Source organism: Roseivivax isoporae LMG 25204, assembly GCF_000521865.1.
In the GTDB taxonomy this organism is placed as follows: domain Bacteria; phylum Pseudomonadota; class Alphaproteobacteria; order Rhodobacterales; family Rhodobacteraceae; genus Roseivivax; species Roseivivax isoporae.
This window is the reverse complement of sequence record NZ_JAME01000009.1, coordinates 103,660-120,398: the sequence shown is the minus strand read 5'-3', so window position 1 is coordinate 120,398 and position 16,739 is coordinate 103,660. Positions and strand designations below refer to the sequence as shown.

General features: G+C 68.5%; 16 protein-coding genes. 4 read left to right on the top strand and 12 right to left on the bottom strand.

Translation table 11 applies throughout. The annotated features are described in order from the left end of the window. Positions 1–51 precede the first annotated feature (51 nt). The 11 genes from phoB to RISW2_RS07900 all read right to left on the bottom strand — a co-directional run bounded on the left by phoB (position 52) and on the right by RISW2_RS07900 (position 10,929). Positions 52–741: a phosphate regulon transcriptional regulator PhoB gene (gene phoB / locus RISW2_RS07950; protein WP_043768845.1), complete on the bottom strand. Its 690-nt coding sequence runs from the start codon at positions 739–741 to the stop codon at positions 52–54. Positions 742–745: 4 nt separating this feature from the next. Further along, a complete protein-coding gene (gene phoU / locus RISW2_RS07945) occupies positions 746–1,483 on the bottom strand; it encodes a phosphate signaling complex protein PhoU (RefSeq protein ID WP_043768844.1) in 738 nt (245 codons plus the stop codon). Positions 1,484–1,486: 3 nt separating this feature from the next. Further along, the gene (pstB, locus tag RISW2_RS07940; protein ID WP_043768841.1) at positions 1,487–2,290 is read right to left on the bottom strand and encodes a phosphate ABC transporter ATP-binding protein PstB; all 804 of its coding nucleotides are present in this window, start codon (positions 2,288–2,290) and stop codon (positions 1,487–1,489) included. Between the two features lie 13 nt (positions 2,291–2,303). Further along, entirely contained in the window at positions 2,304–3,599 is a 1,296-nt protein-coding gene (gene pstA / locus RISW2_RS07935; protein ID WP_043768839.1) for a phosphate ABC transporter permease PstA, read from the bottom strand. 10 nt (positions 3,600–3,609) lie between these two features. Further along, positions 3,610–4,986: a phosphate ABC transporter permease subunit PstC gene (gene pstC, locus RISW2_RS07930; protein WP_043768836.1), complete on the bottom strand. Its 1,377-nt coding sequence runs from the start codon at positions 4,984–4,986 to the stop codon at positions 3,610–3,612. Between the two features lie 75 nt (positions 4,987–5,061). Then, positions 5,062–6,108: a substrate-binding domain-containing protein gene (locus RISW2_RS07925; RefSeq protein WP_043768834.1), complete on the bottom strand. Its 1,047-nt coding sequence runs from the start codon at positions 6,106–6,108 to the stop codon at positions 5,062–5,064. A gap of 455 nt (positions 6,109–6,563) precedes the next feature. Further along, positions 6,564–7,601 carry a sensor histidine kinase gene (locus RISW2_RS07920; protein WP_043768831.1) on the bottom strand — a complete coding sequence of 346 codons (1,038 nt, stop codon included), beginning with the start codon at positions 7,599–7,601 and terminating at the stop codon, positions 6,564–6,566. Continuing rightward, positions 7,601–8,785 carry a trans-sulfuration enzyme family protein gene (locus RISW2_RS07915; protein ID WP_043768830.1) on the bottom strand — a complete coding sequence of 395 codons (1,185 nt, stop codon included), beginning with the start codon at positions 8,783–8,785 and terminating at the stop codon, positions 7,601–7,603. Before RISW2_RS07915 ends, RISW2_RS07920 begins: the two co-directional genes overlap by 1 nt. A 79-nt stretch (positions 8,786–8,864) precedes the next feature. Next, a complete protein-coding gene (locus tag RISW2_RS07910; protein ID WP_043768827.1) occupies positions 8,865–9,386 on the bottom strand; it encodes a gamma carbonic anhydrase family protein in 522 nt (173 codons plus the stop codon). Next, on the bottom strand, positions 9,383–10,033 hold the full coding sequence (gene gmk / locus RISW2_RS07905) for a guanylate kinase (protein WP_043768826.1): 651 nt from the start codon (positions 10,031–10,033) through the stop codon (positions 9,383–9,385). Before gmk ends, RISW2_RS07910 begins: the two co-directional genes overlap by 4 nt. Before the next feature lie 5 nt (positions 10,034–10,038). Next, the gene (locus tag RISW2_RS07900) at positions 10,039–10,929 is read right to left on the bottom strand and encodes a YicC/YloC family endoribonuclease (protein WP_043768824.1); all 891 of its coding nucleotides are present in this window, start codon (positions 10,927–10,929) and stop codon (positions 10,039–10,041) included. Between the two features lie 206 nt (positions 10,930–11,135). On the opposite strand from RISW2_RS07900, the gene RISW2_RS07895 reads away from it, so the two are divergent. Then, complete coding sequence (locus RISW2_RS07895) at positions 11,136–11,843, top strand: PAS domain-containing protein (RefSeq protein ID WP_043768822.1); 708 nt, start codon at positions 11,136–11,138, stop codon at positions 11,841–11,843. A gap of 58 nt (positions 11,844–11,901) precedes the next feature. Here the strand turns inward: RISW2_RS07895 and RISW2_RS07890 are convergent, their stop codons facing one another. Continuing rightward, on the bottom strand, positions 11,902–12,810 hold the full coding sequence (locus tag RISW2_RS07890) for a UTP--glucose-1-phosphate uridylyltransferase (RefSeq protein ID WP_043768820.1): 909 nt from the start codon (positions 12,808–12,810) through the stop codon (positions 11,902–11,904). Positions 12,811–13,270: 460 nt separating this feature from the next. On the opposite strand from RISW2_RS07890, the gene RISW2_RS07885 reads away from it, so the two are divergent. Genes RISW2_RS07885 through ggpS form a run of 3 tightly spaced genes read left to right on the top strand, consistent with a single transcriptional unit; the run spans position 13,271 to position 16,711 of the window. Continuing rightward, positions 13,271–14,416, top strand: coding sequence for an NAD(P)H-dependent glycerol-3-phosphate dehydrogenase (locus RISW2_RS07885; RefSeq protein WP_084615288.1), 1,146 nt, complete (start codon positions 13,271–13,273; stop codon positions 14,414–14,416). A gap of 13 nt (positions 14,417–14,429) precedes the next feature. Next, on the top strand, positions 14,430–15,200 hold the full coding sequence (locus RISW2_RS07880) for an HAD-IIB family hydrolase (protein WP_043768818.1): 771 nt from the start codon (positions 14,430–14,432) through the stop codon (positions 15,198–15,200). Further along, a complete protein-coding gene (gene ggpS / locus RISW2_RS07875; protein ID WP_043768816.1) occupies positions 15,197–16,711 on the top strand; it encodes a glucosylglycerol-phosphate synthase in 1,515 nt (504 codons plus the stop codon). The genes RISW2_RS07880 and ggpS overlap by 4 nt, the downstream gene beginning before the upstream one ends. Positions 16,712–16,739: the final 28 nt, after the last annotated feature.

Sequence of the window (16,739 nt, the reverse complement as noted above, 5' to 3'; positions counted from 1 at the left end):
CCTGCAAGATGCCGCGGCGCAGCGGCACGCCCTGCGCGTGCCGCCTGCCCTCTATCCGAGCGCGTAGCCCGCGCCGCGCACCGTTCGCAGCGGATCGCTGCCGCCATGCTGGCAGAGCGCCTTGCGCAGCCGCCCGATATGGACGTCCACCGTGCGCGTGTCGACGTAGATGTCGCGCCCCCAGACCCGGTCGAGAAGCTGCTCGCGCGACCAGACGCGGCCGGGCTTCTCCATGAAGGTCGACAGCAGCCGGAACTCGGTCGGCCCCAGCTTCAGCGAGGCGCCGTCGCGGGTCACGCGGTGCGTCTCGCTGTCGAGGACGATGTCCTCGTATTCGAGCCGGAGCCCGGCCGCCGCGGGACGCGTGCGGCGCAGTTGCGCCCGCACGCGCGCCATCAGTTCGACCACCGAGTAGGGCTTGACCACGTAGTCGTCCGCGCCGGTCTCGAGCCCGCGCACGCGGTCCATCTCCTCGGACCGCGCGGAGAGCATGATCACCGGCACGTTGCGCGTCTCGGGCCGGGTCTTGAGCTGCCGGCACACCTCGATGCCCGAGGTCTTCGGCAGCATCCAGTCGAGCACGATGATGTCGGGATTCTCCTCCTCGACGAGCAGCAGCGCCTCCTCGCCGTTGCCGGCGCGCGCGACGCGGAAGCCCTCGGCTTCGAGGTTGTAGCTCAGGACCTCGCGCTGTGCCTCCTCGTCCTCGACGACGAGCACCGTCGGCTGATCCGCCGGCATGGCTTCAATCCTCCTCCGCCGATTGCGGCGAATAGCGCGTGTCGGTCGACGTCATGTCGGCCTTGGGCCGGTCCTCGTCGGGATAGGCGCCGGTCACGAGGAACACGACCTGCTCGGCGATGGACGTGACGTGGTCGCCCATCCGCTCGAGGTTCTTCGCGATGAAGTGCAGGTGCATGCACGCGGTGATGTTGCGCGGGTCCTCGAGCATGAAGGTCAGGAACTCGCGGAACACGGTATTGTACATCTGGTCGACATCGCGGTCGCGCTCGATCACGTCGCGGGCCAGTTCCGCGTCGCGCTGGATGTAGGCGTCGAGCGCGTCCTTCAGCATCAGCTCGACCTCGCGCGCCACGCGGCGCAGGCTCGCGGCCGATCCCTCGATGGGCTGGAGCTGCACCAGCACGCCGGTCCGCTTGGCCATGTTCTTGGCCAGGTCGCCCATGCGCTCGAGGTTCGCGGACATCCGCAGGACCGACAGCACCACGCGCAGGTCGGACGCCGTGGGGGCGCGCAGCGCGATCACGCGCGCGGCCTCCTCGTTGATCAGCTCCTCGAGCTGGTCGATGGCGGTGTCGCCCGTGCGGACCTGCTGGGCGAGTTCCTCGTCGCGGGTCTCGAGGCTGCGGGCGCCGTCGCGGATGGCGGCCTCGACGAGGCCGCCCATCTTCATGATCTGCGCCTGAATGCCCTCGAGATCACGGTCGAAGCCCGAGACGATGTGTTTCTTGAGATCCGACATGTCTTACCCGATCCGTCCGGTGATGTAGCTTTCGGTGCGGCTGTCCTGGGGGTTGGTGAAGATCTTCTCGGTGTCGTCGTATTCCACGAGGTTGCCCAGGTGGAAGAACGCGGTCTTCTGACTGACCCGGGCCGCCTGCTGCATGGAGTGCGTGACGATCACGACCGAGTAGTTCTGCTTCAGCTCGTCGATCAGCTCCTCGACCTGACCCGTGGCGATCGGGTCGAGCGCCGAGCAGGGCTCGTCCATCAGGAGCACTTCGGGTTCCGTCGCCACCGCACGCGCGATGCAGAGCCGCTGCTGCTGGCCGCCCGAGAGGCCGGTGCCGGGCGCCTGCAGGCGGTCCTTCACCTCGTCCCAGATCGCCCCGCGGCGCAGCGCGCGCTCGACGATGTCGTCGAGCTCGGACTTGTTCTTGGCCAGGCCGTGGATCTTGGGCCCGTAGGCCACGTTGTCGTAGATCGACTTCGGGAACGGGTTCGGCTTCTGGAACACCATGCCGACCTTGGCGCGCAGCTGCACCGGGTCGACGCGGCGGTCGTAGATGTCCTCGCCGTCGATGGCGATGTTGCCCTCGACGCGGCAGATGTCGATCGTGTCGTTCATCCGGTTGAGGCAGCGCAGGAACGTGGACTTGCCGCAGCCCGACGGGCCGATGAAGGCGGTGACCGTCTTGTCCTCGATTTCGACCGAGACGTCCTTGATGGCGTGATTGGTGCCATAATAGACCTGCACGTCCCGAGCGGTGATCTTGATGTCTTTCTGACCCACCTTGCGCTCCGTCCGGTTTTGATCGGCGTCATACATGTTCGGTATCTCCTTACCAGCGGCGCTCGAACTTGGAGCGGAGGAAAATTGCGAGGGCATTCATCGCCACAAGGAATGTCAGCAGTACCATGATTGCCGCCGAGGTGCGGCTCACGAAACCGCGCTCCGGGCTGTCCGCCCAGATGTAGATCTGCGTCGGCAGCGCCGTCGCGGCATCCACCGGAGAGGCCGGCGCCGAGGTGATGAAGGCGTTCATGCCGATCAGCAGCAGCGGCGCGGTCTCGCCCAGGGCCTGTGCGAGGCCGATGATCGTCCCGGTGAGGATGCCGGGCATGGCCAGCGGCAGCACGTGCCCGAACACGACCTGGTGCTTGGACGCGCCGACGCCGAGGGCGGCCTCGCGGATCGAGGGCGGCACCGCCTTCAGCGCCGCGCGGGTCGAGATGATGATCGTGGGCATCGTCATCAGGGCCAGCGTCATGCCGCCGACCAGCGGTGCCGACCGCGGCATGCCGAACCACCCGAGGAAGACCGCGAGCGCCAGCAGGCCGAACACGACCGACGGGACCGCCGCGAGGTTGTTGATGTTCACCTCGATGAAGTCGCTGGTGCGGTTCTTCTTGGCGAATTCCTCGAGATAGATCGCCGCGCCGATGCCGAGCGGGAACGAGATCAGGAAGCAGACGAGCAGCGCCCAGAACGAGCCGATCAGCGCGCCCTTCAGGCCCGCAAGCTCGGGAAAACGCGAATCCGCCGCGGTGACCAGGGTCCAGTTGATCGGCGCCGACACGATGCCCGCATCTTCCAGGCGATCGAAATACGCGATCTGGCTGTCGTCCAGCCGGCGACGGTTCTCCGGCAGGTCGCGGTCCAGCAGGTCCTTGTTCAGCTGGTCGTAATTGTCCGACACGGGAACGTTGACGGTCGTCTGCGTCCCGATGAGATCGGGGTCCGACAGGACGTTGTCGCGGAGCTTGAGCGCGGCGCCGCTGCTGAGGATGCTGGTGATGGCCCGGCGCTCGTCGTCCGCGGCGTCGGGGTAATAGTCGAGCAGCGCCGCTTCCACCATCGCCTGATAGTCGCCGCGCGCGGGGTTGTCCGCCGGGATCAGGTCCTCCTGGACCTCGATCTCCAGTTCCAGATGCGTCTGGGTGAAGGCCTTGTAGCCGCTGGAGACGATGGACGCGAGGAGGATGAAGAGCATCGTCGCGGCAAACAGGATCGCGGCCATGCCGAGGATCTTGAGCCGCAGCTCCTTGCGATGCCGACGGCGCAGTCCGAGGTCCGCCGAACTGATGCCCGTCTGGCCCGAGGCCGCTCCGCCGGAACTTGTTGTAAGATCGGTCATGGTCCGTACCTCAATCGTAGGCTTCGCGGTACTTCCGCACGATGCGGAGCGCGAACACGTTGATGAGAAGTGTGACGAGGAACAGCATCAGGCCGAGGGCGAATGCTGCCAGCGTCTTGGGGTTGTCGAAGGAGGTGTCGCCGATCAGGAGCGTCACGATCTGAACGGTGACCGTGGTCACGCTGTCGAGGGGGTTGATGGTCATCTTGGCGATGAGGCCGGCGGCCATCACAACGATCATGGTCTCGCCGATCGCGCGGCTGACGGCCAGGAGCACCCCGCCGACGATCCCGGGGATCGCGGCCGGAAAGAGCACCGTGGTCATCATTTCCCCGCGCGTCGCGCCCATGGCCAGCGACCCTTCGCGCAGGGCGTTCGGCACCGCGGACAGGGCGTCGTCGGCGAAGGACGAGATGAACGGGATCAGCATGACGCCCATCACGCTGCCTGCCGCAAGCGCGGTGTTGGGCGACACGTCGAGGCCGATGGACTGCCCGAAGGACCGGATCGCGGGGGCGACCACGAGGATCGCGAAGAAGCCGTAGACCACGGTCGGGACGCCCGCGAGGATCTCGAGGAAGGGCTTCACGACCGAGCGGACGCTCTTCGGCGCGAACTCGTTGAGGTAGATCGCGGACATGAGGCCGGTGGGCACCGCGACGATCAGCGCCACGGCGGTGATGACGAGCGTCCCGAGGATGACCGGCAGCCAGCCGAAGGCGCCCGCGCCGGCGATCTGGCCTTCACGGATCGGGATCTGGGGTTCCCAGTTCAGGCCGAAGAGGAACTCGGTGAACGGAACCATCGAGAAGAATTTCCAGGTCTCGAAGACCAGTGCCGCGATGATCCCGATCGTGGTGAAGATCGCGACCGTCGCGCAGAAGATCATCAGTCCGGAAACCATGGTTTCCACGCGCTGACGTGCCCGGAACTCTGCCGAGACCCGCTGGCGGGCAAAATACGCGAGCGCCGCGCCGAGCACGACGACCGCCGCGACCAGCGCGTAGGAGGACGCCTCGTTCAGGAAGACAAGCCTGTTGGCCGCGTCGATCTTCCAGGGCTCGGGGTCGCCGAACACGCGGCCGCCGGCGATCGAGCTGATCTCGGCGAGGATCAGCTGGGCCTGGCCGGAGCTGGCTTCGGACATGACGTCCGCCGGAAGCGACGCCACGGTGATCGCGTTGATCACGAAGGGCGCGAGCAGCAGCCAGAGGATGATGAGCACGAAGATCGGGATGACCACCAGGAGCAGCGAATAGAGCCCGTGGAAGTTCGAAAGCGAATGAAGCCGCGTGCCATCCGCCCATATGGCCTGCGCGGCGCGCCGGTTCATCACGTAGCCTGTGCATGCCAGAACGAAGAGGAGCGCGAATGCAAGTGTCGTCATGACCAGCCCTGTCAATTGGAAACGCCCGATCGCCACGTGTGGCGACCGGGCTGATGCGTGCGGTACGCCGGCGCCTTACTCGGCAGGCGCTTCCATCTCGGCGCCGTTCAGGACGTTCTCCTGAACCTCTGCGCGGCGCTCATCGCTCAGAGCAACCATGCCGCGCTCGGTCAGGTAGCCGCCCGGTGCCATGGCGTCTTCCGACATGTACTCTTCGATGAACTCGTTGAGGCCCGGGATCACGCCGCGGTGCGCGTTCTTCACGTAGAAGTACAGCGGGCGCGAGATCGGGTAGTCGCCCGATGCGATGGTGTCCGGGTCGGGCTGGACGCCGTTGATCGACACGGCCTTGAGGGCGTCCTGGTTCTCGAAGAGGAACGAGTAGCCGAAGATGCCCACGGCGTTCGCGTCTGCGGTCAGGCGCTGAACGATCAGGTTGTCGTTCTCGCCGGCCTCGACGAAGGGGCCGTCCTGGCGCATGCGCGAGCAGTTCTCTTCGACCCAGTCGCCGTCGAAGCCGCCTTCCTGGACGTAGGGCAGCTCTTCACAGCCGGCGTGCATCGCCAGCTCGACGAAGGCGTCGCGGGTGCCCGAGGTCGGCGGGGGGCCGTAGGCGAGGATCTCGACTTCCGGCAGGTCCGAGTTGATCTCGTTCCACATGGTGTACGGGTTGTCGACCCACTCGCCATCGACCGGAACCTGGGCGGCAAGCGCCTGGTAGACTTCGGCCAGGCTGAGGTCCCAGTCGAACTCGTTGTCACGCGAGATCGCGATCGACAGGCCATCGGAACCGATGTTCGCCTGCGTGATGCTCTCGACGCCGTTCTGCTGGCAGAGCTCGAACTCGCCAGCGGTCATGCCGCGCGACGCGCCGGTGATGTCCGGATGCGCTTCGCCGATGCCTTCGCAGAAGATCTGCATGCCACCGCCGGTCCCCGTCGATTCAACGACCGGCGACGGGAAGTCGGTGGAGCTGGAGAATTGCTCGGCAACCGCTTGCGTGTACGGAAACACGGTCGAAGAACCAACGATGCGGATCGCGTCACGGCCCTGTGCGGCAACTGCGGTCGCGGAGACGAGTGCGAGCGCGGCCACGGAGGCGGACAGTTTGAGGTTGGTCATGGTGACTCCCAGGAATTTGATTGTCGGGCCGGCCTTACGACCGGCTCAGCCACCGCCTAGAGGCCGTCCGTCTCGGGTATGTGACGGAATTGTAAATCTTTTATGACGCACCTTGCCCCGCCCCGCGGGGTGCTGGCCATCGCCGCGGTCGTCGGCGGAAGCCCGCACGTCGGGACGCGGGTCGACTTACGCCGCGGAACATGAGCGAGCCGGGCAGCACCCTGGTTGGCCCTTAAGAATCTGTTATCACGATATTTTATCTGGATTGAGGCACAGATGCCGCGATCGGGCTCCGTACCTCGCGCGGATCGTCCGACGGCGCAGCCATGACGGGCGAGGCCCGACCGCCCGTGACACGGCCCCGGACGGTGTGACGAGAATGGCCTGTCGCCACGTCATCCGGCACATTTTGCTGCGCGGTCCGTCCGGTGCGGCGCACTGACGTGGGGGCAGCGTCAGCCGGTGGGCAGGACCACGGTGAACTGCGCGCCCTCGCCCGGCGTGCTGTCCACGAGCAGCCGGCCGCGATGGCGGTTCACGATGTGCTTGACGATTGCGAGCCCCAGCCCCGTGCCGCCCCGCTCGCGCGAGCGGTGGGCGTCGACGCGGTAGAACCGCTCGGTGAGCCGCGGGATGTGGATCGGGTCGATTCCCGGCCCGCTGTCGGTCACCTGGATGCGCACGCCGTGGCCGCGCACCCGCGGCTCGTAGGCGGGCCCGGTCAGCGAGACCCGCGCGACGGCGCCGCGGCCGGAATACTTGATCGCGTTCTCGATCAGGTTCTGCAGAACCTGCCGCAGCTGGTCGCGGTCCCCGAGGATGCCCGGCGTGCTCTCGGGCAGGTCGGCCTCGACCGTGACACCCGCCTCCTGCGCCAGCGGCTCGAGCGCGCGCACGCTGTCGCGGATAAGCCCGGCGATGTCGACGCGGGCGGTCGGGCGCACGCGCTCCTCCGCCTCGACGCGGCTCAGCGAAAGGAGGTCCGACACCAGCCGGTTCATCCGGTTCGCCTCGCTCTCCATGATGGACAGGAATCGGTCGCGCGCGGCGGCATCCGCGCGCGCCGGGCCTTTCAGCGTGTCGATGAAGCCGATGAGCGCCGTCAGCGGCGTCTTGAGCTCGTGGCTCACGTTCGCCACGAAGTCGCGGCGCATCTGCTCGGCATGTTCGCGCGGCGTCTCGTCCTCGAAGCAGACGAGCATGCCGTCGAGCCCGCCCTCGCGCACCACCCGCACGCTGGCGCGGAACGTGGTGTCCTGCCGCCCGTCGTTCGAGAGGTAACGCGCGGTCCGGGGCGTGCCGTCGCGCACCACCTGTTCCACGGCGTCGAGGATCTGCGGCTGCCGCAGGACCGTGATGAAGTGGCGTCCCTCGATGGCCTGGCCGAGCAGGGCCAGCGCCTCGGGATTGGCGGCACTGATGCGCTCGTCCCTGTCGACGAAGAGCGCGGCGATCGGCAGCGCCGCGACCACGCTGCCCGGCGCCGCGACCATCAGGCGCCCCGCGCCGCCGCGAGGCCGGCCTCGAACGTGGCGGCCAGCGCGTCCGCGTCCTCGAGCCCCACCGACACGCGAAAGAAGCCCTCGGTGACGCCGATCGCCGCGCGCGCCTCGGACGTGAGCCCGCGATGCGAGGACGAGGCCGGGTGCGAGAGCGTGGTGCCCACGTCGCCGAGCGTCGGCGCGAACGCCACGCCCGCGGCGCCCGCGGCAAAGGCGTTGGCCGCCGCTCGGCCGCCCTCGATCTCGAAGCTCAGCATGTTGCCTCCCTGCCCGCGCAACACCGCCTGCGCCCGCGCGCGGTCGGGATGATCCTCGCGCGTGGGATAGAGCACGCGGCGGACGCCCGGCATGTCCGCCAGCCGCGCGGCGAGCCGTTCGGCCGTTGCCTGCGCCTGCGCGAAGCGCAGCCCGAAGGTCATGAGCCCGCGTTCGGCCAGCCAGCAGTCGAAGGGGCTGGCGGTCATGCCGGTGGTCACCGCGAAATCGTACATCCGCTTGCGGTCTTCGGGCGATCTCGCCGCCACCCAGCCGAGCGTGACATCCGAGTGCCCGGCAAGGAGCTTCGTCACCGACTGGATGACGATGTCCGCGCCGCGCTCCATCGGCCGGATCGCGGCCGGCGTGGTGAAGGTGTTGTCGACCGCGAGGAGGATGCCGCGCTCGGCGCAGAGCGCCGCGATGCCGTCGAGGTCGGCGATGCGGAGGGTCGGGTTCGAGACGACCTCGATCAGCACCATGCGCGTCTCGGGACGCAGCGCCGCGGCGACCGCGTCCACGTCCGTCGGATCGGCGAGGCTCGTGGCGATGCCGAGCCGCGGCAGGTCGTCCCGCATGAGCCGCAGCGACCGGCCATAGAGCTGGTCGCCCCCCAGCACGTGATCGCCCGCGCGCAGGAGCCCCATGAGTGCCGCGGTCACCGCCGCCATGCCCGACCCGGTGACGATGCCGCCTTCCGCGCCCTCGAGCGCGTCGATGCGGCGGGCCAGCACGTCGGCGTTCGGATGGCCCTCGCGTGCATAGGTGTAGCCCGCGACGCGCCCCTCGTATTGCGCGTCGAGCGCGTCGGGCGTGTCGCTCGCGTACACGACCGACGGCATGAGCGGCGTCGCCACCGGGTGCGAGGCGCTCTCGGGCAGGCCGACGGGCCGCATCAGGGTCTTCTTCACGTGTCGCATCCTCCGGGCCGCGGGCACCTTGGCCGCGCGGGATCTATATAGTGGTACGTTCGGCGGATCCCGCGGGGTGGACGCGGGATCAGAGCGGTGCGAGACCCGCGCGGAACCGGGCGGCGTTGCCCCGGTAGCCGCGGGCGGAGCGGCGCAGACCCTCGATCTCGTCCTCGGTCAGCGCCCGGACGACCTTGCCCGGCATGCCCATCACGAGGCTGCCCTCGGGGATCTCCTTGCCCTCGGTAACGAGCGCGCCCGCCCCGATCAGGCAGTTCGCGCCGATCCGGGCCCGGTTCAGCACCGTCGCGCCCATGCCGATCAGGACGTTGTCGCCGATGGTGCAGCCGTGCAGCATGACCTTGTGTCCGATGGTGCAGCCTGCGCCCACCGTGAGCGGGCAGCCCATGTCGGTATGGCACACGACGTTTTCCTGCACGTTCGTGCCCTCGCCGATGGCGATGGGCTCGTTGTCGCCCCGCAGCGTCGCCCCGAACCATACCGACGCGCCCGGCGCGAGCCGCACGTCGCCGATCACGTTCGCATCGGGCGCGACCCAGGCATCCTCGGCAATCTCGGGCACCCGCCCGTCCAGGGAGTAGAGCGTCATGGCGTGCCTCCGTCCTCGAATTCCGCCTGCAGCCGGCGGACATGCTCGGTGAGCCCCGGCTGCTGGCTGCGCCGCAGGCGCGCCGCGGTGACGATGGATTTGAGGCGCGCCTCGGTCTCGTCCAGATCCGCATTCACGAGCACGAAATCGTAGCCGTCCCAGTGGCTGATCTCGTCCCAGCTCTTCTGCATGCGGCGCGCGATGGTTTCGGCGCTGTCCTGTCCGCGGCTCTCGAGCCGGCGCTTGAGCTCGGCGATGGAGGGCGGCAGCAGGAAGATCGACAGCGTGTGCAGGCCGAGCTCTGAATTGCGGATCTGCTGCGCGCCCTGCCAGTCGATGTCGAAGAGCACGTCATGCCCCTGCTCGATCGCCGCGCGCACCGGCGGCTTCGGCGAGCCGTAGAAATTGCCGAAGACGTGGGCGTGTTCCAGCATGCCGCCGGCCGCGACCTCCTTCTTGAAGGCGCTCTCGGTCAGGAAATGGTAGTCGACGCCGTCCTCCTCGCCCGGGCGCGGTGGACGCGTGGTCGCCGAGACGGAGAACACGATGCGGTCGTCCCAGGCGCGCAGCCGCCGCGCGAGGGTCGACTTTCCCGCGCCCGAAGGCGACGACAGGATGATGAGCAGGCCCCGCCGCTCGCTGGCCATGGCGGTCACTCCACGTTCTGGACCTGCTCGCGCATGCGGTCGATCACCGCCTTGAGCGCGAGCCCGATCTGCGTCAGCGGTGCCGACCCCGCCTTGGAGCAGAGCGTGTTGGCCTCGCGGTTGAATTCCTGCATCAGGAAGTCGAGCTTGCGCCCGATTGGCCCGCTGCCCGCGAGGAGCGCCCGCGCGGCATCCACGTGCACGCGCAGGCGGTCGATCTCCTCGGTCACGTCGGCCTTCACGGCAATGAGCGCCAGTTCCTGCGCGATCCGGGCCTCGTCGATGCTGTCGACGGTCTCGACCACGCGGGCAAGCTGCTGGGCAAGGCGGGCACGCGCCTCGTCCGACCGCGCCGCGGCCGCGGCCTCGGCATCGCGCACGAGCGCCTCGATCTCGGTCAGGTGCGCACCCAGCATCGTGTCGAGCGCGCGGCCCTCCTCCTGCCGCATGGCGACGAACTCGCTCAGGATCCGCTCGAAATCCGCGACCAGAACCGTGCGCAGGGCTTCGACATCGGTCGGCTCCTGCGCGATCTCCATCACGCCGCGCATGCAGAGGATGTCGGCCGCGCTCGAGGGTGCGAGCGTCACGCCCTGCACCGTTGCCTCGGCCTCGACCCGCGACAGCGCCTTCAGGATGCGGTCTAGATTGCGGTCGGACAGGACCGGCGCGGCCTCGGCGTCGTCGGCCTGCACGCGCAGGTTCACGGTGACCGATCCGCGCGCCACACGCTCCTGCACCAGCGCGCGCAGCAGCGGATCGAGCCCCTCGACCCAGTCCGGAAGTCGCATGCGCAGGTCGAACCCCTTGCCGTTGACGCCGCGCATTTCCCACGCCCAGCGAAACCCGGCGTCCGATCCCTGCCCGGAGGCAAATCCCGTCATCGACTGCCGCATGTCACAGTCCCGTAACGTCCCAACTTCCGGTCTCGGACCTACGCGAGCCGTCCGCGCATGGCAAGCGCGGCCGGATGTTAACCAGTTCGTTCGAAATGGCGCGAAATGCGGCGCAAATAAGTCTAATTAAGGTTTTGTTAAGGCACGTGGGTGCATCGTCGATCGCCGGAGGTCCTGCGATCCGCACCCGTTGAGAGGACGGCGGGATGTTCGGGAAGGACGTGAGGGGGTCGGGGGTCGTGTCGATGTCCGAGCGCGAGCGTGAGCGGCGCCAGGCGCCGCTGCGCATGATCGAGACCTATTGGCGGGCGCTGGCCGACCAGTGCGGCGACGTGCCGTTCCGCGACCAGGTCGACCCCCGCGGCATGCAGGACGCGCTGTCGCATGCCTTTCTCGCCGAGCGGATCGGGCGCGGCATCGTCCGGCTGCGCGTGAGCGGCACGCACCTGTCCGACCTCATGGGCATGGAGGCGGCAGGTCTGCCGCTTTCGGCCTTCATCGCCCCGCCGAGCCGCGACGCGCTGGCCGAGGCGCTCGAGCGCGTCTTCGCGGGGCCCGAGACGCTGCGGCTCGACCTCGCGCCGGAACGGCGGCTGCGCAACCCGCCGCTGGCGGCCGACCTGATCCTGCTGCCGCTGCGCTCGGATACCGGACGCATCGACCGGGCCTTGGGCGGGCTTGTCTCGCACGGGCAGCTCGGCCGTGCGCCGCGGCGGTTCGAGGTCGCGCATGCGACCCATGGGCGGGTGGCGCCGCAGGGCCTGCAGCTGCCGGCGCTCGACGCCCCGCGTGGCCATGCGGACACCGGCGTCGCGCCCCAGCGCGGACTGTCGGAGCCCGCCCGGCCCTTCCTGCACGCGCCGGCGGCCGCGGGGCCGGTCCCCTACCTGCGGCTGGTCGTGTCGAACGACTGACACCGAACAGGAAAGGCCGGCGCGCCGCGCCGGCCTTCTCCGCTCCGTGTCCGGAGGATCATTCGGCGGCAAGCATGCCCGCGTTCGAGGTGGCCAGCGTCTCGCGGAACTCGGGGTGCTGGCCGGCATAGGCGATCGTCGCCTGCAGCATTCCCTTCTTGGATCCGCAATCGTAGCGCGTGCCGGTGAACCGGAAGCCGCACAGGCCCACCGTGCCCACGCCGCGCGCGATGGCGTCGGTCAGCTGGATTTCGCCGCCCGCGCCGGGCGGGAGGCCTCGCAGGTCGTCGAAGATCGTGCCGTCGAGCACGTAGCGGCCGACCACGGCCTGGCGCGAAGGCGCGTCGGCCGGATCGGGCTTCTCGACCATGCCGTCGGACAGGATCAGCGCGCCGTCGCGGCCGGTGACGGACAGGACGCCGTAGCTTTTGACCGCTTCCGCCTCGACCTGCATGGTCGCGACCATGTGGCCCGCCTTGACCGGGTCGTAGGCCGCGATCATCTCGCTCAGGCAGCCGGGCTCGCCGAGGATCAGATCGTCGGGCAGGATCACGGCCACCGGGCCCGGCAGGACCTCGTCCGCGGCGCAGAGCACCGCATGGCCCAAACCCAGCGGCTCGGGCTGCATCACGAAGCGCACGTCGACCGAGCCTTCGCAGAGCGCGTTGTCGTGCAGCATGTCGGCGAGGGCGTCCTTGCCCTTCGCGCGCAGCGTCTCCTCGAGGTCGACGTCCTCGCGGACATACCGCTCGATCGCGTCCTTGGACGGATGGCTCACGAAGATCATGCGCTCGATGCCGGCCGCGCGCGCCTCGTCGATGGCGAACTGGATCAGCGGGCGGTCGAGCACCGGAAGAAGCTCTTTCGGGGTCGACTTGGTGGCAGGCAGGAAGCGCGTGCCGAGACCCGCAACTGGAAAGATCGCGGTGCGAACATTCGGCAGGTTGCGATCGGTCTTCTCTTGCATCAGTCGGCTCCTTGACTCGGGGCGTTGTGCGATGCCGCGGTGCGGCACACAGCGAGGTTAAAGCAGCCCTCGCACGTGTCAAAACATGCGTGAGGCGCGGAAGTTCCCGCCGGTGTTACGGCTTTTCACACGCCGTTCAGATGTAATGAAATCAACCACATGCGGATGCTCACCCCCTCGTTTACCAAGGGGCGCGCGAACCTGTTGACAGCGGTTTTTGGCGCAGTGCAGCATGTTTTCGGCGCCTCCCTGCCCAAACGGCATGCAAAAGGCGCGGAAAGTGCTCAAATGTTGCGCTGTACGCGCCTCGCCCGAAGCCGACGCCAGGCAGACACGGTTGTATTCGCGCGAAAACTCGACAAACGGGCAGCAATGCCTAGCTCTTGCGCAGTTGCAGCATCGCTGACCCGTACCGCTTGACCCTGCGTCGCCGCTGCACGACGCTGCGGACATTCTCGACATGGACGGACACGCCCTGAAACTCCCGGATCAGAACCCCTCCCCGCGACGGCCCGGCATCGTCTACGCCCGCCCCTACGACCGCATCGCGGTCCTCGGCATGGGCAGCTGGGGGACAGCCCTCGCCGCCGTGGCCGCCAAGGCAGGCCGGATCGCGCATCTCTGGGGACGCCGGCCTGAGCTCGCCGAGACGATCCGCAGCACCGGCCAGAACCCCGACTACCTGCCCGACACGCCGCTGCCCGACGGTATCGTGCCGACGTCCGATCTCGGTGCGGCGGTAGGCGGCGCGGACGCCGTGCTGATCGTCACGCCGTCGAGTTCGCTGCGCGAGATGTGCGCGGCGCTGAAGCCGCATCTCGACTCCGGCGTGCCGCTCGTCCTGTGCTGCAAGGGGATCGAGCGCGGCACCGGCTACCTCCTGAGCCACGTGCTCGAGGAAGAGCTGCCGGGCCACCCGATCGGCGCGCTGTCCGGTCCCACCTTCGCGCGCGAGACCGCGCTCGGGCATCCCACCGCGGCGACCATCGCCTTCGAGTTCCGCTACACCGACCGGCTGGACCCGGGCGAAAGCCCCGCGGCGCGGCTGTCGGTGTCGATGAGCTCCCATTCCTTCCGCCCCTACATGTCGGACGACCTCGTGGGCGTCGAGATCGGCGGCGCGGTCAAGAACGTGGTCGCCATCGCCTGCGGGATGATGACCGGCGCGGGATTCGCCGAGAACACGCGCGCGGCGCTCATCACCCGCGGCATCGACGAGATGAAGATCCTCGCCGAGGCGCTCGGCGGCAAGCGCGAGACGGTGACCGGCCTCTCGGGCGCGGGCGACCTGACGCTGACCTGTTCCTCGCTCACCTCGCGCAACATGTCGCTTGGCGTGCAGCTCGGCGAGGGCAAGACCCGCGCGGAATGTTTCGGCGGCCGCAACGTGGTGGTTGAGGGGGAGATCTCGGCGGCCTCCGTCGTCGACCTCGCCCGCCGGATCGGCGTCGAGATGCCCATCTGCGAGGCGGTGCACGCCATCCTCTACGACGGCGCGAACCTGTCGCGCACCTTCACCGAACTCTGGGCCCGGCCCATCGAATCCGAGCCGCGCGCGCTCGACATCGAGCTTGCGCATCCCGCCGCCCTTCAGAAGACCAGTTGAGGACCACATCCCGATGACCAAGGACGCGCCGCTGGCGCAGAAAGACTTCGTGCTTGCCACCGATCTCGACGGAACCTTCCTCGGCGGCAGCGACGCCGACCGCCGCCGGCTCTACGACTGGATCGAGGACAACCGCGCGACCATCGGGCTCGTCTTCGTCACCGGCCGCGACCCGGCCTTCATCGCCGAACTCTGCGACGGCGGCGTGCCCTGGCCGGAATACGCCATCGGCGACGTGGGCACGACCATCGCGCGCATCGACGGCGGCCGGGTCGAGCCGATCCCCGAACTCGAGGACGAGATCGCGCGTGCCTGGGGAGATGCCGGCGCGCGGGTGCGCGCGGCGCTCGACGGCCATCCGGGCCTCACGCTCCAGCCGACCGAGTTCCGCTACCGCGTCAGTTTCGACCTCGATCCACATGCCTTCGACGACAGCGCCGTGGACATGGTGCGCGAGATGGGCCTCGACGCGCTGATCTCGGACAACCGGTTCTTCGACGTACTGCCGCGGGGCGTGTCCAAGGGGCCGTCGCTGCGCCGCTTCGTGGCGCATCACGGCATCTCCGAGGACCGCGTGCTGGCCGCGGGCGACACGCTCAACGACCTGTCGATGCTCGAGGCGGGCCTGCCCGCGGTGGCGGTCGGCGGGTCCGAGCAGGCATTGCTCGACCGGGTGTCCGGGCTAGCTCACGTGCATGTGGCCTCGGGCATCGGCGCGGCCGGCATCCTCGAGGCCGTGGCCAAGCGGAACATGCACCCCCTGCCCGAAGGAGCCCAGGAATGAGCAGCGATCTCGTCATCGTCTATCACCGCCAGCCCTACGAGGAGGTCGAGGAAGACGGCAAGATCGTCTTCAAGGAGAACAAGAGCCCGAACGGCATCGTTCCCACGCTCAAGAGCTTCTTCGGCAAGGTCGACGACGCCGCCTGGGTCGCCTGGAAGGAAGCCGAGGACACCTCGAACCCGGGGTTCGAGCGGGTGATCCAGATCGAGGACAGCTTCGGCAAGTACACCGTGTCGCGCCTGCCGCTGACCAAGGCGCAGGTGTCGAGCTTCTATCACGTGACGTCGAAGGAGGCGTTCTGGCCGATCCTCCACGGGTTCAAGGAAAAGTACAATTACGATCCCGTCGACTGGCCGACCTTCAAGGAGGTGAACTGGGCGTTCGCCGAGGCCGCCGCCGCGGAAGCGGCGCAGGGCGCGGCGGTCTGGGTGCACGACTACAACCTGTGGCTGGTGCCCGGCTACCTGCGGCAGATGCGGGCCGACGTGCGGATCTCGTTCTACCATCACACGCCGTTCCCGGCGGCCGACATGTTCAACGTGCTGCCCTGGCGTGGGGAGATCGTCGATTCGCTGCTCGCCTGCGACGTGGTCGGGTTCCACATCCCGCGCTACGCGGCGAACTTCGTCTCCGTCGTGCGGTCGCTGCGCGACGTGGGCAACGTCCCGCGCGAGAAGGTCGATCCCGACTTCATCTCTGACGGCTCGGCCCTGTCGGACCGGACGGTGCCCACCGCCATCCACACCGAGGACCGCGTCGTGCGGCTCGGCACCACGCCCGTCGGCGTCGACACCGATTACATCGCCGAGGTCGCCGCGCGCCCCGAGACCGACGTGCGCCGGGACGAGGTGCTGGCGGCCATGGCCAACCGGCGGCTGATCCTGTCGGTCGGGCGGACCGACTACACCAAGGGCGGCGCCGAACAGCTCCTGACCTTCGAGCGGCTGCTCGAGCGCAATCCCGAGCTCGCGTCGCAGACCAAGCTTCTGCACATCTCGGTGTCGGCCAACCGCAACATGACCGCCTATGCCGAGATCCAGTCGGAGATCGAGCAGATCGCGGGCCGCATCAACGGCCGCTTCGCCACCTTCGACCGCACGCCGGTCTCGCTCATCTCGAACGCGATCCCGTTCGAGGAACTCGTGGCCTATTACCGCGCGGCCGACGTGGCGTGGATCACTCCGCTTGCCGACGGCATGAACCTCGTCTGCAAGGAATTCGCGGCGGCGCGCACCGACGGCGACGGCGTGCTGATCCTGTCGGAATTCGCGGGCGCGGCGATGGAGATGTCGTCGGCGGTCCTGACCAACCCCTATTCCAACAAGTCCATGCTGCACGCGATCGAGATGGCGCTTGCCATGCCCGAGGCCGAGCGCCGCGACCGCATGGCCGAACTGCGCCGGGTGGTCGAGAAGCACAACACCCGTGCCTGGGCGCGCGATCAGCTGGCGCTGCTGTCGCCCAAGGATTTCGGCAAGGACGCGTCGAAGGACGGCACCGCGGCCGCCTGACGGCCGCGGTGACGCGGGGCGCGCGGCG

Coding starts and splice junctions, on each gene's coding strand:
- phoB (WP_043768845.1), bottom strand. CDS start 741: ATGCCGGCGGATCAGCCGACGGTGCTCGTCGTCGAGGACGAGGAGGCA.
- phoU (WP_043768844.1), bottom strand. CDS start 1,483: ATGTCGGATCTCAAGAAACACATCGTCTCGGGCTTCGACCGTGATCTC.
- pstB (WP_043768841.1), bottom strand. CDS start 2,290: ATGTATGACGCCGATCAAAACCGGACGGAGCGCAAGGTGGGTCAGAAA.
- pstA (WP_043768839.1), bottom strand. CDS start 3,599: ATGACCGATCTTACAACAAGTTCCGGCGGAGCGGCCTCGGGCCAGACG.
- pstC (WP_043768836.1), bottom strand. CDS start 4,986: ATGACGACACTTGCATTCGCGCTCCTCTTCGTTCTGGCATGCACAGGC.
- RISW2_RS07925 (WP_043768834.1), bottom strand. CDS start 6,108: ATGACCAACCTCAAACTGTCCGCCTCCGTGGCCGCGCTCGCACTCGTC.
- RISW2_RS07920 (WP_043768831.1), bottom strand. CDS start 7,601: ATGGTCGCGGCGCCGGGCAGCGTGGTCGCGGCGCTGCCGATCGCCGCG.
- RISW2_RS07915 (WP_043768830.1), bottom strand. CDS start 8,785: ATGCGACACGTGAAGAAGACCCTGATGCGGCCCGTCGGCCTGCCCGAG.
- RISW2_RS07910 (WP_043768827.1), bottom strand. CDS start 9,386: ATGACGCTCTACTCCCTGGACGGGCGGGTGCCCGAGATTGCCGAGGAT.
- gmk (WP_043768826.1), bottom strand. CDS start 10,033: ATGGCCAGCGAGCGGCGGGGCCTGCTCATCATCCTGTCGTCGCCTTCG.
- RISW2_RS07900 (WP_043768824.1), bottom strand. CDS start 10,929: ATGCGGCAGTCGATGACGGGATTTGCCTCCGGGCAGGGATCGGACGCC.
- RISW2_RS07895 (WP_043768822.1), top strand. CDS start 11,136: ATGTTCGGGAAGGACGTGAGGGGGTCGGGGGTCGTGTCGATGTCCGAG.
- RISW2_RS07890 (WP_043768820.1), bottom strand. CDS start 12,810: ATGCAAGAGAAGACCGATCGCAACCTGCCGAATGTTCGCACCGCGATC.
- RISW2_RS07885 (WP_084615288.1), top strand. CDS start 13,271: ATGGACGGACACGCCCTGAAACTCCCGGATCAGAACCCCTCCCCGCGA.
- RISW2_RS07880 (WP_043768818.1), top strand. CDS start 14,430: ATGACCAAGGACGCGCCGCTGGCGCAGAAAGACTTCGTGCTTGCCACC.
- ggpS (WP_043768816.1), top strand. CDS start 15,197: ATGAGCAGCGATCTCGTCATCGTCTATCACCGCCAGCCCTACGAGGAG.